The 22,628-nt window shown below is 73.9% G+C and carries 15 protein-coding genes and 4 pseudogenes; 13 read left to right on the forward strand and 6 right to left on the reverse strand.

What is annotated here, in order from left to right; all coding sequences use genetic code 11:
* Position 1 precedes the first annotated feature (1 nt).
* The gene (locus tag ACRWND_RS01950) at positions 2-1,249 is read left to right on the forward strand and encodes a cation:proton antiporter (protein ID WP_431945252.1); all 1,248 of its coding nucleotides are present in this window, start codon (positions 2-4) and stop codon (positions 1,247-1,249) included.
* A gap of 173 nt (positions 1,250-1,422) precedes the next feature.
* Positions 1,423-2,676: an MFS transporter gene (locus ACRWND_RS01955; RefSeq protein ID WP_431945150.1), complete on the forward strand. Its 1,254-nt coding sequence runs from the start codon at positions 1,423-1,425 to the stop codon at positions 2,674-2,676.
* 75 nt (positions 2,677-2,751) lie between these two features.
* Here the strand turns inward: ACRWND_RS01955 and ACRWND_RS01960 are convergent, their stop codons facing one another.
* Entirely contained in the window at positions 2,752-3,639 is an 888-nt protein-coding gene (locus ACRWND_RS01960; protein WP_431945152.1) for a LysR family transcriptional regulator, read from the reverse strand.
* A 305-nt stretch (positions 3,640-3,944) separates the two neighbouring features.
* On the opposite strand from ACRWND_RS01960, the gene ACRWND_RS01965 reads away from it, so the two are divergent.
* The 4 genes from ACRWND_RS01965 to ACRWND_RS01980 all read left to right on the forward strand — a co-directional run bounded on the left by ACRWND_RS01965 (position 3,945) and on the right by ACRWND_RS01980 (position 14,130).
* Positions 3,945-11,360 carry an amino acid adenylation domain-containing protein gene (locus ACRWND_RS01965; protein WP_431945154.1) on the forward strand — a complete coding sequence of 2,472 codons (7,416 nt, stop codon included), beginning with the start codon at positions 3,945-3,947 and terminating at the stop codon, positions 11,358-11,360.
* 88 nt (positions 11,361-11,448) lie between these two features.
* Positions 11,449-12,372, forward strand: a complete 924-nt coding sequence (locus ACRWND_RS01970; protein ID WP_431945156.1) for a pyridoxal-phosphate dependent enzyme — start codon at positions 11,449-11,451, stop codon at positions 12,370-12,372.
* Complete coding sequence (locus ACRWND_RS01975) at positions 12,362-13,315, forward strand: fatty acid desaturase family protein (RefSeq protein WP_431945158.1); 954 nt, start codon at positions 12,362-12,364, stop codon at positions 13,313-13,315. The genes ACRWND_RS01970 and ACRWND_RS01975 overlap by 11 nt, the downstream gene beginning before the upstream one ends.
* Positions 13,316-13,602: 287 nt before the next feature.
* Positions 13,603-14,130 carry an NUDIX hydrolase family protein gene (locus tag ACRWND_RS01980; RefSeq protein ID WP_431945254.1) on the forward strand — a complete coding sequence of 176 codons (528 nt, stop codon included), beginning with the start codon at positions 13,603-13,605 and terminating at the stop codon, positions 14,128-14,130.
* 72 nt (positions 14,131-14,202) lie between these two features.
* On the opposite strand, the gene ACRWND_RS01985 is transcribed toward ACRWND_RS01980, so the two are convergent.
* Positions 14,203-14,592, reverse strand: a complete 390-nt coding sequence (locus tag ACRWND_RS01985) for an STAS domain-containing protein (RefSeq protein ID WP_431945160.1) — start codon at positions 14,590-14,592, stop codon at positions 14,203-14,205.
* 397 nt (positions 14,593-14,989) lie between these two features.
* Between ACRWND_RS01985 and ACRWND_RS01990 the strand changes: the two genes are divergently transcribed.
* Positions 14,990-16,087, forward strand: a complete 1,098-nt coding sequence (locus ACRWND_RS01990; RefSeq protein ID WP_431945162.1) for a hypothetical protein — start codon at positions 14,990-14,992, stop codon at positions 16,085-16,087.
* 68 nt (positions 16,088-16,155) lie between these two features.
* Positions 16,156-16,584 (forward strand): annotated as a pseudogene (locus ACRWND_RS01995) (ATP-binding protein); the annotation flags it as partial.
* 114 nt (positions 16,585-16,698) lie between these two features.
* On the opposite strand, the pseudogene ACRWND_RS02000 reads toward ACRWND_RS01995, so the two are convergent.
* Positions 16,699-17,790 (reverse strand): annotated as a pseudogene (locus ACRWND_RS02000) (SpoIIE family protein phosphatase); the annotation flags it as partial.
* Positions 17,791-17,850: 60 nt separating this feature from the next.
* A pseudogene (locus ACRWND_RS02005) lies at positions 17,851-18,210 on the reverse strand (PAS domain-containing protein); the annotation flags it as partial.
* Between the two features lie 189 nt (positions 18,211-18,399).
* On the opposite strand from ACRWND_RS02005, the gene ACRWND_RS02010 reads away from it, so the two are divergent.
* The 5 genes from ACRWND_RS02010 (at position 18,400) to ACRWND_RS02030 (ending at position 21,247) form a co-directional block, all read left to right on the forward strand.
* On the forward strand, positions 18,400-18,987 hold the full coding sequence (locus tag ACRWND_RS02010) for a hemerythrin domain-containing protein (protein ID WP_431945164.1): 588 nt from the start codon (positions 18,400-18,402) through the stop codon (positions 18,985-18,987).
* A gap of 141 nt (positions 18,988-19,128) precedes the next feature.
* The gene (locus tag ACRWND_RS02015) at positions 19,129-19,539 is read left to right on the forward strand and encodes a hypothetical protein (protein WP_431945166.1); all 411 of its coding nucleotides are present in this window, start codon (positions 19,129-19,131) and stop codon (positions 19,537-19,539) included.
* A 136-nt stretch (positions 19,540-19,675) separates the two neighbouring features.
* Entirely contained in the window at positions 19,676-20,350 is a 675-nt protein-coding gene (locus tag ACRWND_RS02020; RefSeq protein ID WP_431945168.1) for a DUF6766 family protein, read from the forward strand.
* Positions 20,351-20,364: 14 nt separating this feature from the next.
* A complete protein-coding gene (locus ACRWND_RS02025) occupies positions 20,365-20,982 on the forward strand; it encodes a phosphatase PAP2 family protein (RefSeq protein ID WP_431945170.1) in 618 nt (205 codons plus the stop codon).
* A 13-nt stretch (positions 20,983-20,995) separates the two neighbouring features.
* Positions 20,996-21,247, forward strand: coding sequence for an acyl carrier protein (locus ACRWND_RS02030; RefSeq protein WP_431945172.1), 252 nt, complete (start codon positions 20,996-20,998; stop codon positions 21,245-21,247).
* 301 nt (positions 21,248-21,548) lie between these two features.
* On the opposite strand, the gene ACRWND_RS02035 is transcribed toward ACRWND_RS02030, so the two are convergent.
* Entirely contained in the window at positions 21,549-21,836 is a 288-nt protein-coding gene (locus ACRWND_RS02035) for a hypothetical protein (protein ID WP_431945174.1), read from the reverse strand.
* An 8-nt stretch (positions 21,837-21,844) separates the two neighbouring features.
* Positions 21,845-22,081: pseudogene (locus ACRWND_RS02040) on the reverse strand (DUF2243 domain-containing protein); the annotation flags it as partial.
* Positions 22,082-22,628: the final 547 nt, after the last annotated feature.

The following is a 22,628-nucleotide window of genomic DNA, read 5'->3' on the forward strand; positions in this document are numbered from 1 at the left end:
CATGCACGACACCACCGCTCTGCTGATCGAACTCGGGGCCGTCATTCTCGGCCTGGGCCTCATCGGGCGCTTCGCGGGCCGGCTGGGGCTCTCGCCCGTCCCGCTCTACCTGCTGGCCGGTCTGGCCTTCGGGCACGGCGGCGTCCTTCCGCTGTCCGCGAGCGAGGACTTCATCTCCGTGGGGGCGGAGATCGGGGTGATCCTGCTGCTCCTGATGCTGGGGCTGGAGTACAGCGCCTCGGAACTGGTCACCAACCTGCGCACCCAGTACCCCTCGGGGGCCGTGGACTTCGTTCTGAACGCGGTGCCGGGCGCGGTGGCCGCGCTGCTGCTGGGATGGGGGCCGGTGGCGGCCGTCGCGCTGGCGGGGGTCACCTGGATCTCCTCCTCGGGGGTCATCGCGAAGGTGCTCACGGACCTCGGACGGCTCGGCAACCGCGAAACGCCCGTGGTGCTCGGCGTCCTGGTCATCGAGGACCTGGCCATGGCGGTCTACCTGCCGCTGCTGACCACCTTGCTGGCGGGCCTCGGGCTGGCGGCCGGGGGCGTGACCCTGGCCATCGCCCTCGGCACCGTGGGCGTCGTGCTGTATCTGGCACTACGCCACGGACGACTGCTGAGCAGGGCCGTCTCCTCCGACAACCCCGAGATGCTGCTGCTGGTCGTGCTCGGGCTGGCGCTGGTCGTGGCGGGCATCACGCAGAAGCTCCAGGTGTCGGCGGCCGTCGGCGCGTTCCTGGTGGGCATCGCCCTGTCCGGTGAGGTCGCCGAGGGTGCGGGACGGCTGCTGACGCCGCTGCGCGATCTGTTCGCCGCCGTCTTCTTCGTGTTCTTCGGGTTGTCGACCGACCCCGCGGCCATTCCGCCGGTACTGCTCCCGGCGCTCGCCCTGGCGCTGGTCACCACGGGAACCAAGATCGCCACCGGCTGGTACGCCGCGCGGCGGGCGGGCATCCAGGCGCGCGGCCGGTTGCGGGCGGGGGGCGCGCTCGTGGCGCGCGGGGAGTTCTCGATCGTCATCGCCGGCCTGGCCGTCGCCGCGCAGCCCGGGATCGGGCCTCTCGCCACCGCGTACGTCCTGATCCTGGTCGTCGCCGGTCCGCCGGCGGCCCGCTACACCGAGCCCGCGGTCACCGCGCTCGCCCGGCTGCTGCGGCGGGACGCGTTCGCGCCCCCGCCACCGGAGACCCTGGAGCCCTTCGAGGCCCTCGATGTGGCGCAGGCCGAGGAGTCCTCCGCGCGGCCCTGAGCGCGGCCATCTTGTTCCGAGATGACTGACATCATGATCCATCTCTACTGAAGGGGAAGCATCCGCGGCGTGCGGGCGCTGCACCAGTGGTCCGGGCGGCACAAGGAGTCGTCCGGCACCGACACCGTCCGCTGAACCGCGCTCCCGGTCCCCGCCGGGGAAGGGGCTGCCCCATGGCCACCCGCCCGAAGCGCCCTTCCGTGCGTTCCCAGGCGCCCGCCGCTGCCGCCCCCGGCGTCCCCGGATGGCTGATAACCCTGCTGGCCGTCGCCTCCGGCATGACCGTCGCCAACCTCTACTACGCCCAGCCGCTGCTGTCGTCCCTGAGCCGCGACTTCCACCTCGGAACGGCGACCGCCGGCGCGCTGGTCACGGTGACGCAGATCGGTTACGTGGTGGGGATGGTCTTCCTGGTCCCGCTCGGCGACCGGCTGGAGAAGCGCCGGCTGGTCACCTCGGTGCTCGCCCTCACCACGGTCGCCCTCGCGGTGGCGGGCACCGCCTCGAGCTTCCCGGTGCTGCTCGTGGCGTCGCTGGTCAGCGGTGTCACCTCCGTCGTCGCGCAGATCCTCGTGCCGTTCGCGGCGGACCTCGCGCCCGACCAGGCCCGCGGTCGCGTCGTCGGCCGGGTGATGAGCGGGCTGCTCGCGGGGATCCTGCTCTCCCGCACCGTCAGCAGCCTGGTTTCCGACGTCGCGGGCTGGCGCTACGTCTATCTCGGCTCCGCGGTCCTGATGGCCCTCCTGGCCCTGGCGCTGCATGCCGCCCTGCCGCAGCGCGCCCCGACGACCGCCCTTCCCTACGGCCAGGTCCTGCGCTCGACGGCGCGACTGGTGCGGACGCATCCGGCGTTGCGGCGCCGGGCGCTGTACCAGGCCGCCCTGTTCGGCGCTTTCAGCGCGTTCTGGACCACCGTGTCCTTCCTGCTCACCGGACCGTTCCACTACTCGCAGATCGGGGTCGCGGTCTTCGCGCTCGTGGGCGCCGCGGGTGCCGCGGTGGCTCCGGCGGCGGGCCGCTGGGCGGACCGCGGGCTCTCCCGCCCGATCACGGGGACCGCATTCGGCGTGGCGGCCGCGGCCTTCGCCGTGGCGGGCTTCGGGCAGCACAGCATCGTCCTGGTCGCCCTCGCCGGGATCCTGATCGACATGGCCGTGCAGACCACGCTGATCCTCGGGCAGCACACGGTGTACCAGCTCGACGCCACCGCCCGTTCCCGGTTGAACAGCGCCTTCATCGCGCTCTTCTTCGTGGGCGGTGCGCTCGGATCCGAGCTGGGGTCGTTGGCCTACCACGCGGCCGGCTGGACGGCGGTCAGCTACCTGGGCGCCGGACTGCCCCTGATCGCGCTCGGCTACTGGGCGACGGAGTGGCGCGCCGCCCGCACGACCGCGCGGGACCCGGCGGCGCAGACCCACACCCGCTGACCGGACTCACCCGCCCACCGCGGTTCTTGCGGCCCGACACCCCGCCTGCCTCCCCGCAACGGCGCCCCGCACGGATCACCCCTGCCCCGTAGCGGCCGTACCGGAAACGATGTGCCTCAACAGCGCCTGCACCGCGGGCGCCGGATCACCGCCCGGCCTGACCACCATGATCTTCCAGGCGGGCGCGTGCCGCTCGAACCGGCGGACGGCCAGATCCGGGAAGTGCGCGGCGATCGAGGCGGGCATGACACAGACCCCCAGATCGTGCCGGACCAGCTCGGCCGCGGCAAGGACGTCGTTCGCCTCGAACACCCGGGTCCGCTCCACCGCCGCTGCCCGAAAAGCCCGGTCCACCTCGGCGCGGGCGGCGAAACCGGGCGGGAAGTCCACGAAGGGCATACCGGAGACCTCCTCGAAGGTCACCACGTCCTTCCTCGCGAAGGCCCGCCCCGGCGCGGAGACCAGAAGCATCTGCTCGCGCGACAGGAGGCGGGTCACCAGCCCCCGTTGCTGCTGGCGGTCGAGGGCCACCACCGCGAGGTCCACCGTGCCCTCCCGCATCGCCTGCCGGATGTCGGCCACCGCGGCCTGCCGAAGGCGCACGGTCACCCCGGGGTGTTCCGCGCGCAGGCGCGCCAGGGGCTGGTGCAGGCCGGCCCAGACCCCCTGCATCGTGCCGACGGTCACCAGCCCCCGCAGCTCCCCCCGGACGGCGTCGACGGCGGCGCGCGCCTCCTCGGCCGCGCGGAGCGCGGCACGCGCAGCGGGCACGAACGCCTCCCCCGCCGGGGTCAGCGACACCCGGTGCGTCGTCCTCTCGAAGAGTGCGCTGCCCAACTCCCGCTCCAGCGCCCGTACGGCTCCGGACACCGCGGACTGCACGACGTGCAACCGGCGGGCGGCCGCCGTGAAGCCGCCCTCCTCGGCGACCGCGACGACCACTTCCATCTGCCGCAGATCCATGCGCACCAGCCGCCTTCCCGTCACCGGCCCCGGGCCGGCCGCCCTGATGATCCACCGCTGCAAGCATCGCACCGGCAGCAGGACGGGCGGACTCTCCGCGTGGTGCGGGGCCTGGCGGCCCTGGCCGCCCGATCCTGTCCCCGAACGTCATATGCGTCTCAACTTCCCTCTCTCGACACTCCGTTCATGTGATCACGCGCCTGACGACCACGCTCGTTCACACCGCGGCCGGGTGCGTGCCGCACATTCGCCGGGGCGTTCCGCTCGGGGCCGCCGCAGTGCAGGGACAGCACCAGGGAGAACGCGTGCGAGCCACACCAGCCGCCGTCCCCGCCGCGCCGGGCGGCGCGGCGGCAGCCGCTGACACCGCTGACACCACCTCAAGCGTCCTCGGGGCAGCGCCGCCGGACGTGCTCGCCGCGATCGAGGAGCAGGCGCGGCGGACACCCGACGCCCCGGCAGTCGTCGATGCCGCGGGCACCACCTCCTACGCAGGGCTCCTGGCCGCCGTCACCCCGCTGGCGCGGGCCCTGCGGGGGCACGGAGTGCGCCCGGGGGACCTGGTGGGCCTGTGCCTGCCCAGGGGCCGGGACGCGGTCGTGGCGATGCTGGCGGTGCTGCGGGCCGGGGCCGGCTACCTGCCGCTCGACCCGGGATACCCGGCGGCGCGAGTGGCGGTCATGCTCGAGGAGGCCGCGCCCCGGGTGGTGCTGGTCCCGCCCGGCGGCACGGACGGGTTCGCCCCCTCCCTGCCCGCGGGGACGCCGGTGCTCGCGGTGGACGCGGCCGCCGGGGCCGATCCCGTCCCGGGCACGCCGCTGGCCCCGGAGGACCCGGCGTACGTCATCTTCACCTCCGGCTCGACGGGACGGCCCAAGGGCGTGGTGGTACCGCGCCGCGCGCTGACGCACTTCTGCCGGGCGGCCGGGGAACGCTACGGCTTCTCCCCCGTCGACCGCGTGCTGCAGTTCGCGTCCCTCAGCTTCGACGCCAGCGTGGAGGAGATCTTCCCCCCGCTCGCCGCCGGCGCCGCGGTCGTCGTCCGGGACGACGACATGATCAGCCGTCCCGACGTCTTTCTGGACCGCTGCGCCGGGCTCGGCATCACGGTCCTCGATCTGCCGACCGCCTACTGGCACGAACTCGTCGCCGCGCTCGCGCGCGGCGAGGCGGTGCTCCCCCCGACGGTGCGCACGGTGATCATCGGCGGTGAGGCGGTCCATCCCGAGGCGGTCGCCCGCTGGGAGGCGCGGGTGGGCACGCGGGTGCGGCTGCTCAACACCTACGGGCCCACCGAGACCGCGGTCGTGGCGACCGCCGCCGACCTGACCTCCTGGACGGGCGAGGGGCCGGTGCCCATCGGCACTCCGCTGCCAGGTGTCGCCGTACGGGTCGTCGCCGAGGACGGCACGACAGCGGCGCCCGGCGAACCGGGCGAGTTGCGCATCGGAGGCGCCGGAGTGGCCACCGGCTACCTCGAACGCCCGGAACTGACCGAGGACCGGTTCCGCGAGGGACCGCACGGACTACGCGAGTACCTGTCCGGCGACCGGGTGCGGCAGCTGCCGGACGGCGGCCTGGAGTACCTGGGCCGGCTCGACCACCAGGTGAAGATCCGCGGCTTCCGGGTGGAACCGGGCGAGGTGGAGAGCGCGCTGCGGGCGGTGCGGGGCGTCACGGACGCCGTCGTCCTCGTGGACACCGGCGCGGGCGCGCCGCGGCTCGCGGCCCACCTCGTGACCGCGGACAAAGCGCCGGGCACCGACGCCATCCGCCGTGAGCTGGCCACCCGCCTGCCGCACTACCTCGTTCCGGCCGTCCTCTTTGTCCACCCGGCCTTCCCGTTGACGGCGCAGGGCAAGGTGGACCGCGCCGCGCTGGCCGCCTCGGCGACCGCGGCCCCGGTGGTGCCCCCGGTCGCGGCGGACAGCGCCGGGGACCGTTCGCCCGAGGCGCTCGTGGCCGCCGTGTGGCGGGAGGTGCTCGGCGCCGGGGACATCCGTCCCGGTGACGACTTCTTCGCCCTCGGCGGGGACTCGCTCTCCGCCATCCGTATGATCAGCCGGCTGCGGCACGCGCACGGGGTCGACCTCACGCTCAGCGCGCTCTACGCGGCGCCCACGCTGGCCGAGGTCGCCACCGCCGTCCGTGCCGCCGGCGGTGCCCCGGGTTCCTCGCCCACCCTGGGCGCCCGCGAGGACGAGGAGCACGGTGAGGGACACGGCGGGGAGCTGCCGGCCGGAAAGCCGTCGCAGGTCCCGCTCACCGCTCTGCAGCGCGACTTCTGGATGGCCGAGCAGGTGAGCCCGGAACTTCCGGTTCACACCCTGGGCATCCGCTATCGCTGGGCGGCGCCCGTCCGTCCCGAACTGCTGCCCCGGTGCCTCGCCGAACTGGCCGCGCGCCACCCCGCTCTGGTGTCGCGCTTCCCCTACCGCGACGACACGCCGGTGATGGCCGTCGACCCGTCCGCGACCATCCCCTTCGGCGAGATCGACCTGCGGGACCTGGAACCGGCGGCGGCCCGGGCGCGGGCGGCGGAGGAGCGCCGCGGGATCGTGGGCGAGCCGATCGATCTCGAGCGGGGCCCGGTCGCCCGCGCGGTGCTGGTGCGCACGCCCGACGGGGACGAGCTCCTTTTCGCCGTCCACCACCTGGTCTTCGACGGCTGGTCCGTGGGGGTGCTCGGGGACGGGCTCGCCGAGGTGTACGACGACCTGAACGCGGGTCGTGAGCCGCGGCGCACCGGCCCCGACCGCCTCGCGGAGGCCGTTCGCCGGCGGACGGCCGCCTCGGGTGACGCCGCCCTCACCGCGTACTGGCGCGACCGCTTCGACGGCGCGGACCTCGACCTGGAGCTGCCAGCGGACCGGCCGCGTCCCGCCGCGGCGACCCACCGTGCGGGACGGGTCACCCGCGACCTCGGTCCCGCGTCGCTCGCCCTGCTGAACGCGTGCGCCAGGGAGCACCGGGTCAGCCTCTTCATGGTCGTCCTCGCGGCTGTGCAGGTCGTCCTCGGCAGATACAGCGGCCGAAGCGACGTGACCGTGCTGGCCCCGGTGGCCGGACGGGAGGACCCCGCGCTGGACCGCGTCGTCGGCTCCGTCCTCGACATCCTGCCGCTGCGCGGCGACCTGACGGGCCGTCCGACGTTCGCCGGGCTGCTGGCCCGGGTGCGGGACGCCGTGCTGCGCGACCTTGAGCACCAGGGGCTGCCGCTGCCCGAGATCACGGCGGCGGTACGGCGCCCGGGCGGCGGCCGGCTCGACCCGCTCAGCCGGGTGAGCGTGACCGTCCACAACACGGCGGCGCCGCGTGACCCGCTGGTGGCGTACGCCGGGGACGAGGCGCCCGCCGCGACCGTGGCGGACCTCGCGATCGGTCTGGACTTCCCGGCCGACGGCCCGGTCCTGACCGTCGACTACGCGGCCGAACTCTTCGACGCCGAAAGGGTCGAGGCCTTCGTGGGCCATCTGCTGACCCTGCTCCTCGCCGCGGCCGCCGCCCCGGGGACCGAGGTGGGCCGGCTGCCCCTGCTCACGGCCACCGAACGGCACACCGTCCTCCGCACGTGGAACGACAGCGCCGCCGAGATCCCCGCGGCGCGCGGCCTGTCGGAGGTCTTCGAGCGCTGCGTGGCACGCCGGCCGGACGCGCCCGCCCTCACCTCGGGCTCGCGGACGGTCAGCTACGACTGGCTCAACCGGAGGGCGAACCGCGTCGCCCACGTGCTGCGTGAGCGCGGCGTGCGCCCTGGCGAGCGGGTGGCGATCTGCCTGGACCGCGGGATCGACCTGTTCGCGGCGATGTGGGGGGTCCTCAAGGCGGGCGGCGCCTATGTGCCGTTGGACCCGGCATACCCGCACGAGCGGCTGCGCTACATGCTCGAGGACAGCGGCCCGGTGGCCCTGGTCACCCGGCTCGACCTCGCGGGCGCCCCGGACGCGCCCACAGGCTCGGCCGTCCTCGCGCTCGACCGGGACGCCCCGCTGCTCGACGCCGCGGCGGACACCGACCCGGAGCCCGTCGGGACACCGGACGACCCGGCCTACGTCATCTACACCTCCGGGTCCACCGGCCGCCCCAAGGGCGTGGTGGTGACCCACCGGAACCTGGTGCACGCCGCCACCATGTGGCAGCGCGCCTACGACCTCGACCCGGACTGGACGTACCAGCAGGCCGCAAGCTTCTCCTTCGACATGTTCGTGGGCGAGACGCTGCGCGCGCACTGCACCGGCGGCCGGCTCGTCGTCGTCCCGCGCGAGACGCTGCTGGACCCGGCGGAGCTCTACGCGCTCATGCGTACGGAGCGGGTCCAGTGCACCGAACTGGTGCCGGCCGTGCTGCGGGCGCTGCTGGCCCACGCCGAACAGGCCGGGGAGCGCCTGGACTTCGTGCGGCTGCTGATCGGCGGTGGCGAGAAGTGGCAGGTACGCGAGTATCAGCGGGCGCAGCGCCTCGTCGGCCCCGGCAACAGGGTTGTCAACGCGTACGGCGTCACCGAGGTCACGGTCGACAACGTCTACTTCGACGGGGACGTCGACGACCTTCCGGCCGAGGCGCCGCTGCCCATCGGCCGTCCCTTCCCCAACAACCGGGTGTACGTCCTGGACGCGTTCGGGGAGCCGGTGCCGCCCGGTGTCGTGGGCGAGCTGCACCTGGGCGGCGCCGGGGTGTCGCCCGGCTACCACGAGCGGCCGGAACTGACCGCGCAGCGGTTCGTCCCCGACCCGTACGCTCCGGACGCGGCAGGCGGCCTGGGCGGCACGGCAGGCGGCGCGCGCATGTACCGGACCGGGGACAGCGCGCGCTACCGCCGCGACGGCACGGTGGACTTCTTGGGCCGTCTCGACGACCAGGTCAAGGTGAACGGCTACCGGGTCGAACTCGGCGAGGTCGAGGCAGCGCTCGGCGCGCTGCCCGGGGCGGCGGCGTCCGCGGCCGCGGTGCACACGCTGCCCTCCGGGTCCGCCCAGCTCGTCGGCTACGTCGTGACGGCTCCGGACGCCGGGCTCACCGAAGCGGCGGTGCGTGAGGCGCTGGGCACCACTCTGCCCGCCCACATGGTGCCCGCGCGCGTGGTGTTCCCGCCGCGGCTGCCGCTCACCCCGAACGGCAAGCTCGACCGGCGCGCCCTGCCCGCACCGCCCGACGCCGCCGACGCCCCGGCGCGCACCGCCCCCCGGAACGCGGCCGAGCAGCGCATCGCGGCCGTCTGGGCGAGCACGCTGGGAGTGCGGGAGACGGCGATCGGCATCGACGACAGCTTCTTCTCGCTGGGCGGGGACTCCTTCGCGGCGCTGTGGGCCGTCCGGCGGATCGATCCGGGCCTGGCCCTGGTGGAGCTCTACCGCACGCCCACCGTGCGCGGGCTCGCCGCGCTGCTCGCGGACCGCGCGGAACGCGAGCAGCGAGGCGAGGGGCGGGCCACGGAGCCGGCGCCGCTGCTGCACCGGCTCACGGCGCGGGAGGCGGATCCGGGCGCGGGCGGCGTCACGGTCGTCGCGGTGCCCTTCTCCGGCGGCAGCGCCGTCGCCTACCGGCCGCTGGCCGAGCAACTGCCGCCGCAGTGGGGGCTGTACGCGGTCGAGCTGCCGGGCCACGACATGAGCAGGCCGGACGACGCGCTGCTCCCGGGCGCCGAGGTGGCGTCCCGGGTGGTGGCGGAACTCGGGGCGGTGCCGGGCCCCGTCCTGCTCTACGGGCACTGCCTGGGCACGGGCGTCACGCTGCAGATCGCACGCCAGGCGGAGGCCGCCGGCATCGACGTGGTGGGAGTCGGCCTCGGCGCGGCCTTCCCCACAGCGCGGCTCCCCGGGCGCTTCTTCGACTGGCTGCACCGGCTGGTGCCCACCGACTGGCTCACCTCAGACCGGGAGTACCTTTCCTACCTGCGGGCGCGCGGCGGCTTCACGGAACTCGACGACCCCGAGCAGGAGCAGTTCGTGCTGCGCAACGTGCGGCACGACGCCCGGGACGCCGAGGAGTTCTACACGAGGGCATACCAGAACACGGCGACGCCCAGACTGCGGGCCCCGGTCCTCAGCGTGGTGGGCTCCCGGGACCGGGTCACCGAGCTCTACCAGGAGCGCTATCACGAGTGGGAGCACTTCGCGGACGACGTGTCCCTGGCGGTGCTCCCGAAGGCGGGCCACTTCTTCGTCAAGTCCCACGCCGCACCGCTGGCCCGGACCCTGGTGGAGCACGTCGAGCGGCGGTGCGAACAGCCGGCCCCGGTGGACGGCGCGCGGGTCGACAGCGGCACGCCCCAGGACGGCGCGGCCGGAGCAGAGCGCTCCGGGCAGGACGGCGCCGAGGGGCAGCCCGACAAGGTCCGGCTGCCCCGGCGGCAGGCGAGGGCCACGGCGGGCGCCAGGCCGAGCCTGTCCCGGTTCGCCGTCGTGGCCCTCGGCCAGTTCCTGTCGATGATCGGCAGCAGCCTCAGCACCATGGTCCTGAGCATCTGGGTCTACCGGCAGAGCGGTTCGATCACCGACTTCGCCGTGGTCAACGCGGTGGGCATGCTCCCCGGCATCCTTGCGGGGCCGCTGGCCGGCGCGATGGCGGACCGCTGGAACCGCCGCATGATCATGCTGGCGAGCGACGCGGTGGCGGGCCTGGCGATGGGCGCGCTCGGCCTACTCGTCCTCGGCGGCGGCCTGCGGATGTGGCAGGTCTACCTGGCCGTGTCGGTCACGTCCGTCGCGGGCGCCTTCCAACGGCCCGCCTACCTGGCCGCGGTGGCCCAACTGGTGCCCAAGCGGTACCTCGGGCACGCGGGCGGCATCAGCCAGCTCGGGGTGGGCGTGGGCACGGTGTCCGCGCCCATGATGGGCGCCGGGCTGATCGGGGTGATCGGCGTCCCCGGTGTGCTCCTGATCGACGTGTGCAGCTTCGCGGCGGGAGTCGTGACACTCGTGGCGGTCCGTTTTCCCGACACCCTCTTCCGCCGCCGCGACGAGTCGTTCGGCAGGGAGCTCACCGGCGGCTGGCGCTACGTCGCCCGCCGGCCCGGGCTCCGCGCGGCGCTGCGCTTCTTCGTCGTCGACCACGCCTTCTACACCCTCGGCTTCGCGGTCATCACACCGATGCTGCTCATCGAGCAGTCCCCACTGGTACTGGGCACGGCACTGGGCGCCGGGGGTGTCGGCGGGCTGTGCGGCAGCCTGGTGATGGGACTGTGGGGCGGCACGGCCCGCAGAGCGCACGGCATGCTCGTCTCCATGGCGGTGGCCAGCCTGGCGATGGCGATGACCGGTTTCGCCTGCCCGCCGCTGATCGTGGCCGGGATGTTCCTGCTGGCCTTCGGCGAGTCCCTGGCCGACGGACACTGGGTCGCTCTCGTCCAGACCAAGGTCGGCCTCGAGCTCCAGGGGCGCGTCCTGGCCCTGTTCATGACGCTGATGATGCTGACCATGCCGCTCGGCTATCTGGTCGTCGGCCCGCTGGCCGAGCACTTCGTGACGCCGCTCCTGGAGCCGGGCGGCGCGCTGGCGGGCACGGTCGGAGTGCTGCTCGGCACCGGCCCCGGACGCGGGCTCGCGCTGCTCGTCGTCGTCAGCGGCCTGCTGCAACTGGGCTGGGCCGCCCGCGGCTGGGCCGACGCACGGCTGCGCCTGATCGAGGACGAACTGCCCGACGCCCTGCCCCCGGCGGAGATCGGCGACCTCGACGACCTCCAGGCCCACGCCGACTCCCAGCTCGTCACGGCCCGCGCCTGACACCCCGCGCACCGGTGCCCGCAGCCATGCCGGGCGCCGGCGGGCACATCCCACCACCACACCCCACCACGCCCGAGAGGGAACCGTCATGTCCACCGCAGCACCACCGTCGACCGAAGCCCCCTCCGACGCCTTCGGCACCCCCCTCGTCGATGTCTCCGCCCTGATCCCCTCGGACGGCCGGGTCCTGGTCAAGGACGAGACGCGCTACGCCTCGGGAAGCCACAAGGAGCCCGCCGCCCGCGCCGTCGTGGCCCGTGCCGTGGCCGACGGCCACCGGCACGTCACCATCGCGACCTGCGGCAACTACGGCCGGGCCATGGCCACGGCCTGCCAGGCCGCCGGCGTGGAGTGCACGGTCGTCCTCCCCTCCGGCTGGAGCGACGGCGGCGAGGCGATGCGCGCCGCCGGAGCGCGCGTCCTCCTGGTGGACGGGTCCTACGAGGACGCCGTGGACGAGTCCCGCCGGCTCGCCGCCCGCGGTGACCGGGTCGACGGCAATGTGGACGGCCCCTACGCCGAGGCCGTGTTCGAGGGGCACGGGGTGGTCGTGTCCGCCCTGCGTGCCGCGCTGCCCGAACCGCCTGCGGCGATCTGGCTGCCGGTCGGCAACGGCACGACCGTGATCGGCGTCAGGCGACGGCTGGAGCTGCTTCGCTGGGACACCGTGGTCAACGGCGTGGGATCGGCCGGCAACAACCCGATGGTGACCTGCTGGCCGGGCCCGTACCGGCCGCTGCCCCCGCAGTCCGTCACCACCACCGACCACAACCAGCCGCTGGTCAACTGGCACGCCCTCCAGGGGGACGAGGCCATGACGGCGATCGCTGCCACCGGCGGCACCGTCCTCGGCGCCGACGACCGGGAGCTGTGCGAGGCAAGGGACGCGCTAACGGAATTCGGGGCCTTTCCCACCGCCGCCGGAGCCGTAGCCCTCGCCGGGCTGCTCCGCACCGCCCGCTCCGAGGGCCTGGCGCCCGGCACCCACGTGGTGGTGCTCAGTGGCCGTTGACCGGCTCCTCCCCGAAGTGGAGTACCACCCGCCCGCCGGCCCGGCCGTGCTGTTCACACGGCTGAAGGTGACGGCCGCCGACGAGCGCGTCTTCCTCGGCAAGCTGGCCGTCCTGGCCGCCCTCGTCTGCGTGGGTGCGGTGCTCGCGCTGCGGCGCGACGTGTGGGCAGCAGGTGCCGGGATCGTGCTGCTGGCGGCCATGTTCACGCACGCCGTCGAGTTGCAGCACCAGTGCCTGCACCACTCCGCATTCCGGCGCGCGCTTCCCCACCGGTTGGTCGGCGTCCCGCTGGGGATGCCGCTGCTCGTCGTCTACAGCCACTACCGGGTGCGCCATCTGCAGCACCACCGCTACCTGGGCACCCCGCAGGACACCGAGTTCTTCGGCTTCGACACCCGGGGACCGCTGACCTTCCGGGCGCTGCTGCGCGGGCTGCTGGACTACCCGCGTCTGGGCGCCGTCGCGGCGGACGTCGTACGCGCCGCCACGGGGCGCTGGACCTACGCCTTCGGGCAGATCGCGCCGGCGATGCGGCGGCGCATCGTGACCGAGCACATCCTGCTGGGCGCCGCGGTGCTGGGCGCGGTCGTCCTGACGGTCCTCGGCCACGGCGGGTATGTGCTGCGGCTGTGGATGCTCCCTCTGCTGCTCGCCGTCCCGCTGCACTTCCTCGTCGAGCTTCCGGAGCACCTGCTGTGCGACCCGGAGACGACCGACGTGCTGCGCAACACACGGTCGATCAAGGGAAACCGGCTGAGCACCTGGTTCACTAACGGCAACAACCTGCACATCGAGCACCACGCGGCGATGACGGTGCCGATCAACCGCCTCGGCGAGCGGCACGAGGAGACGAGGGCCTTCGCCGTGCACGTGGAGCGCGGCTACGCGGACTTCTACCGGCTCCTCTGGCAGGCGCTGAGGAACCGGCCGGCGGACTCGTAGCCCCCGGTCGACGACGGCACCGATGCGCGCCCGCGGCGGGGGCCGGGCGGCGGCGGCCGCGCCCGCGGCGGGGGGCCGCCGCCCAGGACGCCCCGCCGCCGTCCGGCCGCCGTCCGGCCGTCGTCCCGCCGTGCCCGAGCGGTCCCGGGCGGTCCCGGGCGGTGTCCCGGGCGGTGTCGCTGACGAGGGGAAGCGCCCGCTCACGCGCCTCGAACGGGTTCGTGGCGCGGGCCGCCGATCACCCCCGCGCGGGCGTTCTCTCCGCGTACCATCACTCGATGGCCGACATGACCGAAACCACGCCCGGCTGGCTGTCTCCGGACGACCTGGAGCTGACCCGCGCACGCATGCCGATCCTCTACGTCGACGCCGTGCCCGTGCGGGTCGACGACAGCGGGGAGGTGACACACATCGGTCTCCTCCTGCGCATCGGTCCGGACGGGAGCGTCAGCCGCGCCCTCGTCTCCGGGCGGGTGCTCCATCACGAGCGGGTCCGCGAGGCGCTGCTGCGCCACCTGGAGAAGGACCTGGGGCCCATGGCGCTGCCGCGCGTCCCGGTCTCCCCGCAGCCCTTCACCATCGCGGAGTACTTCCCGACGCTGGGCGTGACCCCCTTCCACGATCCCCGGCAGCACGCCGTGTCCCTGGCCTACGTCGTCCCGGTCGCGGGTGACTGCCACCCCCGGCAGGACGCCCTCGACCTGGTGTGGTTCACGCCGCAGGAGGCGTCGTCGCCCCAACTGCAGCAGGAGATGCAGGGCGGCCAGGGCGTCCTGCTCCGGCAGGCCCTGGCGCACGTCGGCTGCCTTTCCTGAGGACCGCCTGCACCCGGCTCGGGCGACCGGGCCGGGCACGGGCCACCGCGGCCGCCGCAGAGGCCGTCGCGGTCACGCTCGGGACGGCGCCGCGGTGGCGGCCGGCGTTCTCTCCGCCTCCGCGGCGGCCAGGGCCTCCTCGAGGGTGCAGTGGACCGGTATGACCTCGGTCAGCTCGGTGATCCGCAGGAGACGTCTGGTCGACCCCTCGGGACAGACCAGACGCAACCGGCCGTCGCGGCCGTCGGCCGCGTGGTGCGCCCAGACCAGGACGCTCAGCCCGCTGGCGTCGCAGAACTCCAGCCGGGACAGGTCGAGGACGACGTGCGCCGGGCGGTGTACGGCGATGACGTCCTCGAGGTGGTCGCCCAGCAGGTGCGCGGTCGAGATGTCGAGTTCGCCCGCCACCTCCACCACGGGCCACCCGTCGCAATGACAAGATGAGACCGTCAGCGGATCCATCGTCTCCCACCTCCCGCGGCCGTACGCGTTGTCCTCGCGGGCCGCGGCTGAGCGGCCCGGCAGGGCTTGTTCGGGGCTTCCATCTGCGCCGAACCCGGAGCCACCGCTCGTGCGGCACTCCGGGCTGCTCGGGCCGGCGCCCTACAGGTGCCATACCCATATCCAGCATATGCCAACAAAATGTGCGTAAATCCCTGCCGGGCCGCCGACGTTCCGCCCTCCCAGGGGCCACCGGTCACCGCACCGGGGCGGGCCGGCCACACCCGCGTGCATGGGGCGTGACCGCGCGGGTACGGGCACGCTCAGGGAGGCACCGCCTCCGCTCGCCGTCCCGCACCGATCCGCGCATGTCCCCGCCGCCCCCGGCCGCGGGAGCCCAAGTCTGTGAGGCACCCAGATGAAGCTGTCCTTCCTGCAACCGCTGTACAGCCGGCCGGGCCCGTGGGCGAGCACCTACCTGGACACCTCCCGCGACATCGCGGAACCCGACAGGGTCATCGCCTCGCGCTGGCGCCGGCTGCGTGACGACCTCACGGCCCACGGCGCCGACCCCGCCACCGTCCATGCCCTGCACGCCGCGGTGGGGATCGACGACGACCTGCCCGGACGGCACGGCCAGGCCCTGTTCGCCACCCGCGGGGAGCTCGTGCTGGCCGAGGAGCTGCCCGCCCCTCCCCCACACGACACGGCCAGCGTCGACGCCCTCCCCGACGCCCTGCCGCTGGTGCTGCAGCGCGCTCCGGACCTCCCGTACCTGGCACTTCTCATCGGCCGCGCCGAGGACGGCGACAGCGTCCGGCTCGCCGCCCAGGCCGAGCGCTGGCCGGCCGGACGCATCGACACGGACCTGGCGGTGCGGCAGACCGTGCCGCTGGAGGAGTGGCAGCAGACCGCCCCCCAGCTCTCTCGGGATCTGGCCGACCTGGCCGAACGCGGTGGCGCTGAGGTCCTCGTGCTGGGACGGGATCCCGGCGACACCTGGGTGTCCGATGTCCTGGTCGACCGCTTGCCGGAGCACCTCAGGAAGAACCTCGTCACGGTGGGGGGCCGCGACCACGGGGGCACCTGGGACCGGGCCCTGCTGGAGGAGCGGCTCTCCCACGAGCTGGGCAGCCGCCTCAACGCCGCCGACCAGGCCCGGCTCGAGGCATACCTGGCGCAGCGGGCCCGTGACCGCGCCGGCTGCGAGGGCACCGCCGCCACGGTGACGGCACTGCGGCGCGCGCGGGCGGCAGCCGTCCTGGTCAACGACCCGGCGTCGCTGCCCGAGCGTCTGTGGGCCGGACCCGAGGCCACACAGATCGCGGAGTCGGCGGCGGAGCTGCACACCTTCGGCGTGACACACGTGCGGGAGGAACCCGCCGGTGCCGCCCTGCTGCGGGCCGCCGCGGAGACCGGGGCGGAACTGGTGGTCGTGCCCCGCCGGACCCTCCCCCTGGACGACGGCATGGGTGTCCTGCTCCACGACGACGACGCCGGCGTACCACCCCAGTGAGGCCTCGGGTGCGGAATCGGCGCCGCCCGGGATGCGTTTGTACCAATGAGTACAACGAGAGGGGCAGGATGCCGACCGTCGACGCGGTACAGCAGCCGGGCCGTCAGCCACAGCAGCAGCCGGCCGTGGAAGGACGCTGGACGCTCTCCCATCAGCCCGACGCGCCCGCCCGGGGCCGCGAGCTCTCCAGGGAGCTCCTGCGGCGCTGGAACGTGCCGCCCGCCATAGCCGCTGAGATCCTGCTGGTCGTCTCGGAACTCGTGACCAACGCCATCGAGTACGCTCGGCCGCCCATCACGCTGCGCCTCGACCGCGACGACGACACCGGCCAGGTACGCGTGGAGGTCACCGACGGCGGACCCGCCGCGTCCCAGGGCGAGTGGGCGGCCAGCTGCGGAGCCGGCGAACACGGCCGGGGCCTGCTGATCGTGCACCAGGTCGCCTCGGCGCACGGCGACCGGATCGAGACGGGCCGCGCCCTGCACTGGGCGGAACTGGCCACCGCGGCCTCACAGAAGCACCGAGGGAAGGGCGCTCGGGGATCGCGTCGCCTGACGGACACGGCCGGGACCCGCGCGTCCGCGAGGCGGGCACGCCGGGCACGGCGGGTGCTACGACGGCCGGAACTGCTCCGCCCAGATGGTCTTGCCGGTCGGGGTGTGGCGGGTGCCCCAGCGGTGGCAGAGACGGCCGACCAGCAGCAGGCCGCGGCCACCCTCGTCGAGGACGCGGGCACGGCGCAGGTGCGGGGAGGTGTTGCTGGCGTCGGACACTTCGCAGATCAGTGTCCCGTTGTGGATCAGGCGCAACTGGATCGGCGCCTCGGCATGGCGGATGGCGTTCGTGACCAGTTCGCTCACGATCAGTTTGGTGGCGGGAACCGCGTCCGGCAGGCCCCAGCTGGCGAGCTGACCGGCGGCACGCCGACGGGCGTCGGCCACCGCGGCCGGCCGGTGCGGAAGCTCCCAGGTGACGACGTGGGAGGCCCCGAGCGCATGGGGCCGGGCGACGAGCACGGCGGCATCGTCCTCGTGCTCTTGCTGCCGCAGTCGCCGGAGCAGCGTGTCGCACACCGCGTCCAGTGAGGACGCGGGGTCCTCCAAGGCCCCGCGCAGGCGCCGCAGGCCCTCCTCGATGCCGTGGTGACGGTCCTCCACGAGTCCGTCCGTGTACATCACCAGCAGGCTGTCCTCGGGCAGTTGCAGCTCAGTGGCCTCGAACGGCACACCCCCCACCCCCAGGGGCGGGCCGGGCTCCACGTCCACGAAGTCGACGAGCCCGCGAGGGGTGACGACCGCCGGCGGGGGATGGCCGGCGCTGGCCATGACGCAGTGGCGGGTGACGGGGTCGTAGACCGCGTAAAGGCAGGTGGCGCCGATCTCCCCGACGCCCTCCGCGCCTTCCCGCACCTGTTCGAGGACCAGGTCGTCGAGCTCCGCGAGAAGCTCGTCGGGCGGCAGGTCGACGTCGGCCAGGGTGCGCACCGCGGTACGCAGCCGTCCCATGGCGGCGGAGGCGTGGATGCCGTGGCCGACCACGTCGCCGACGACCAGCGCGACCCGCGCGCCGGACAGCGGGATGACGTCGAACCAGTCGCCGCCCACGCCCGCCTGGGGATCGGCCGGCAGATAGCGGGCAGCGGTCTCCACGGCCAGATGCGAGGGCAGCCGCCGCTGGAGCTGGCTGCGCTGCAGGTCGCGTGCCGCGCCGTCGCTCTCCGGAGGGGCGACGGCTTCCATGAACCACTGCGTGCGGCCCTCCGCGTCGATGAGCGGGCAGGCGCGCAGGTCGACTTCGACCGGATCGCCGGCCAGGTCCCGCAGCACCACCCTGGCCCTCCACGCCCGCGCCCGGGCCAGATGCCACCGGGCGGACTGCGGCAGCCGCGCGTCGAGCACGGCGAAGGCGGATCTGCCGAGGACGTCCTCAGGCCTGTACCCGAGCAGCGACTGCGCCTCGCGGCTCCACGCGGTGAACCTGCCACGCTCGTCGACGGCGGCCGCGATCACGGCGGCCGTCCGCGGGGATCCGGTGCCGGCCACGGTCTCGGGCGGTGTCCCGTCATTGCTCATCACGAACCACGTCCCAGCACGCTGACGTGCCAGAGGGAAAAGCTGAACCATTCATCACCATAGACTCGATCCAGTTTTGAACAAACTTTTAGCAGCGCCGTGCGCCGGCCGCCCGGCGTCGGCGCCCGCGGTCGCCGACGCCGGGCAGACGTCCCGTTTGGGGCGGCCCACAGCGGTCAGGCGTCCCTTCGGACGGGCTCGGGGAGCGGACCGAGCCCGTATGCGAGTGGGAGGAAAGCCATGAGCGACGCGAAGGCCGAACGCGCACAGGCCGACGAACTCCCCGGCGGCGACGTCGTACGCATCCTGCTGCAGCAGCACGCCCACATCCGTGATCTGTTCTCGAACGTCAGGAGGACGCGGGGCGCTGAGAGGCAGCAGTGGTTCGACGAACTCCGGGCCACGCTGGCGGTCCACGAGACCGCCGAGGAGATGATCCTGCGGCCGGTGGCCAAGCGCACAGCCGGTGCGGCCGAGGTCGCGGCACGCAACGCCGAGGAGAAGGCCCTCAGCGAGGCACTGGCGGAACTCGAGACGATGGATGTGGACAGCGGCGCGTTCACGACGAGGATCGGCTCCTTCGAACGGGCCGTGATCGCGCACGCCGAGCGGGAGGAGCGCGAGGAGTTCCCGGCCGTGCGCGCGGGCTGTGACCGGGACCAGCTGCGCACCATGGGCTACCACCTGCAGTCGGTCCTCGCCATGGCGCCCACGCATCCGCATCCCAAGGTCGCGGGCTCGACGACGGCCCAGTGGATGACGGGCCCGTTCGCCGCGCTCCTCGACCGGGTCAAGGACGCGGTCGCGGCGGCCGGCGACCGTCGCTGAGAGCCCTGCGCGGCGTGCCGGAGTGGTCATGGCCCGCCCCCGCGGCGGTCCGGCCCAGGGTTGGGAAGCGCACCGGAGGGAAGCCGACCGCAAGGGACACGTCGGGAGGGCGGTCCGGCCCGTCCGAACCGTGGAGGCGCGATGCCTCGAAGACGTCACGCGCCGATGGCGGCGGCCGTCGCGCTGGCCGCCGCGGTGAGCGCCTGCGGCACTCTCGCCGAACGGCAGGACGCGGCCTCCACCGTCGCGGAAAGCTTCGAGCGGGCACTGAGCGACCAGCGGTCGGGGGCGCTGTGCTCCGCGCTCGCCCCCACAACCCGCGACGAGCTGGAGCAGACGGCGAAGCAGCCGTGCGAAGAGGCGATCCTGCGGGCCGAGCTGCCCCAGGCCGGTGACGTACGGCACGTGGACGTCTACGGCGGGCAGGCGCGGGTGGTCCTGGAACGCGACACCCTGTTCCTCGCGCACTTCCCCACCGGCTGGAAGGTCAGCGCCGCCGGTTGCACGCCGGTGCCGCAGCAGCCCTACCGGTGCGAGATCAAGGGCAGGTGAGAATCATGCGGACGCTGTTCGTCGGCACACTCGGGCTGATCGCGGTCGGCCTGGCGTACTTCACGGCGCTGGGACTGATGCAGCGATGACCGCCTCCCCCCGAGCCCGCGAAGAACCATCGCCCAAGCGGCGGCGCATGTGGCCGTTCGTCCGCGACAACAGTCTCGGGCTCGCCTTCATGTCGGCCTTCCTCGTGGCCCTCGCCGGACAGGCGGTGGCCGGTCACGCCGAGTTCAACAACCAGCTCGCCACCGACGGGCTGGCTCCTGTCGGCTTCGGCGCCTACCTCGCTTCCTCGGACTTCGCCGTCGACGTGACCGAGAACTGGCAGTCGGAGTACCTCCAGTTCTTCCTCTACATCTTCGCCACCGTCTGGCTGCTGCAACGCGGCTCCTCGGAGTCGAAGGAACTCGGCAGAGCGGGCACCGAGTCCGACGAGGAGCAGATGACGGGCGAACACGCCCACCGCGACTCGCCCCGTTGGGCGGCGGCGGGGAACTGGCGCGGGATTCTCTACTCCCGTTCCCTCGGCCTGGTCATGGCCACGATCTTCCTGCTGTCGTGGCTGGCCCAGTCCATCAGCGGCGTCGCCGCGTACAACGAGACGCAGCTGCGCCGGCTGGAGGCGCCGACCAGCTGGGCCGACTACCTCTCCTCCGCGGACTTCTGGAGTCGCACGCTGCAGAACTGGCAGTCCGAGCTGCTGGCCGTCGGATCGATGGCCATTCTGGCGATCTATCTGCGGCAGCGCGGCTCGCCGGAGTCCAAGCCCGTCGGGGCGCCGCACACCGCCACCGGCGTGGAGAGCTGATCGGAACCGGCGGCATGACGGTAAAAGCCATCCTCCGCGAAACCGACCGGCGGATCGCCTACCGCGTCGCGGCGTGGGACCCGCCGTGCGCGCGGTGCGCGATGCCGGCGGTGGGCCGGGCCGCGCGGCACGGCAAGGTGTGGTGCTTCTCGGCCGCGCTCATGGCGGGCCTGGGCGGTCGGCGCGGCCGGACCGCCGCGTGGGCGGGTCTCAGCGCCGTCGGTGTGGCGCAGGTGGCAGCCGGCGTCGCCGTCAAGCCGCTCACCGACCGGCCCAGGCCGCCCCCGCGGTGGGTGCCCCGGGACATCGGAGAGCGTCCCGGCAGCTCCTCCTTCCCCTCCGGACACACCGCCGCGGCCGTGGCGTTCGCCGCGGCCGTGGGCCGCACCTGGCCCACCATGGGCGCGGCGTGCGCGCTACCGGCGGCCATGGTCGCCCTCGAACGCGTGCACAGCGGGTCCCACTACCCCAGCGACGTCGCGGCGGGCGCGGTCATCGGGCTCGCCGCCGCCAGGCTCGTCCACGGCCTGCCGCCCCTGCGGACACCGCCCTCCACCGGGGGCCGGGGCGCAGCACGAACCGCGTGCTGTTTGTCCGGATTGAACCCGGGAAGGCGTGCCATGTCCGCATGAACGGAGAAGAGCAATGGCGACAGGCGAGACAGGATTCAAGGACGTGGCGTACGACTTGGTGTCGGTCCAGTACCACTCGTTGAAGGCGGGGCACGACTACGGCCAGTACGTCCGGGACGCGAGGAACGCGGGCGAGAACGACATCGCGGACTTCTTCCAGGACGTCATGCGGGAGGACTCCGAGCGTGCCGCTCGTTGCCACCAGTTCCTGTCGGAGCTGGCCGAGAAGGGCGACATCGGCCCGGCCGCGTCGGCCGCGTCCTGACCGGCGCGCCCGACCCGCGGGCCCGTGGGCACGGGTGGGGCGCCCGTTGATCGCGGTACGCCCTGCCCGGCCCGCATGCGCATGGATCCGGGTCCGCCTCCCATGCGGGTCCTAGTGACAGACCTCTCCTCGCTCGAGGAGACGGCCGCCCTCGCCCGACCGGGCGGCGAGTTCCACTCGTCGAAGGGGCCGCACACCGATCTGGTGACCGCTGACAACGCGGACGTGCATCGGCGTGCCTCCGGCGCGGGTCCGTATCGGGCTCCGTGAGCCGGCCCCGTCCCGGTGGTGGGCCGGCCGGTCAGCGTCTCGGACTGACGCCGATCCTCGGTCCGGGCGCGGCGACGCGGCCCGCCGCAGCGGCCCCGTCCGCGGACATCCCGAGCTCGGCCGGATGACGGCACCTGCCCGGCCCGTCCGCGGCGGCGCGGGCGGGCCGTGCGGGACGCCAGGTGGTGACCAAGGCGGCCGCCAGCAGAAGTTCGGCGAGGTCACCGGCGTAGTACATGATCTCGGCCGCCTGGCGCACCTGGTCGGCGGGCGCGTGGACATGCACACGGAAGCCGCCGTACATCAGCTGGGCGAGCACCGCGTGGTGTGGAAGAAGCCGTCCCAGACGGTGTTCATCCGCAGGCCGGGGACGGTGCGCGGGTCGTAGAACCTGACACCGATGCGGTCGTCGTCGGTGCCGCTGAGCATGTGGTGCCACTGCAGTACCTGATGGAGCAGGATGCCGTCGACGAACCCGCCCATCCCCACTCCCAGGAGGAGCCCCGGCAGCCGCAGCCCGACAGGGGCGTCACCGGTCTCAGTCCCGCCGATGGTGCGGGCCATCGCGTTCCTCCGTTCTCGGCGTGCGCTCGCGCTTCCCGGCCCGTCCCCGGGTCACCAGCCTTCCCCGGCCACCGTCCGGACTCACGCGGCGGCCCGGGTCCGCACCGGAACGGCCGCGCCCACTCGGGCGTCTCCCGACAGCGGCCCGGCGTCGGGGCGGGCGACCGTCCCGGCCCCGGACGGCGCGCCCCACCCCAGGGCAGGGTCGGCGTTCCTCCTCAGGTGCGCTAGCCGCGTTCCCTGCAACGGGGAGCGGTGCAGCCGGCCCAGGCCCATGGCCGTGCCGTCGGCACGGCACCGCTCGCCTGAAGCGCTCCCGCTGGAGACGCGCACTCGGCGGTGACCGGCGCGTCCGGCGGCGGGTCGGCGGCGGAGGCGTACCGGTCGGGGTATCGGCCAGGGATGCGCCGGGACGGGACGGGAGCGCGGGGCCCGGGGGGCAGCGCCCGCACCGGCGGGCGGCGCCGGCGGCCCGCCAGCATACTGAGGGGGAAGGCCCCTCCCGCGAGGTACCGAGGGGGAAGGCCCCGCCCGCGAGACCGATGGG

Origin of the sequence: Actinacidiphila sp. bgisy167, from assembly GCF_965342175.1 — a bacterium.
Taxonomy (GTDB): Bacteria; Actinomycetota; Actinomycetes; order Streptomycetales; family Streptomycetaceae; genus Actinacidiphila.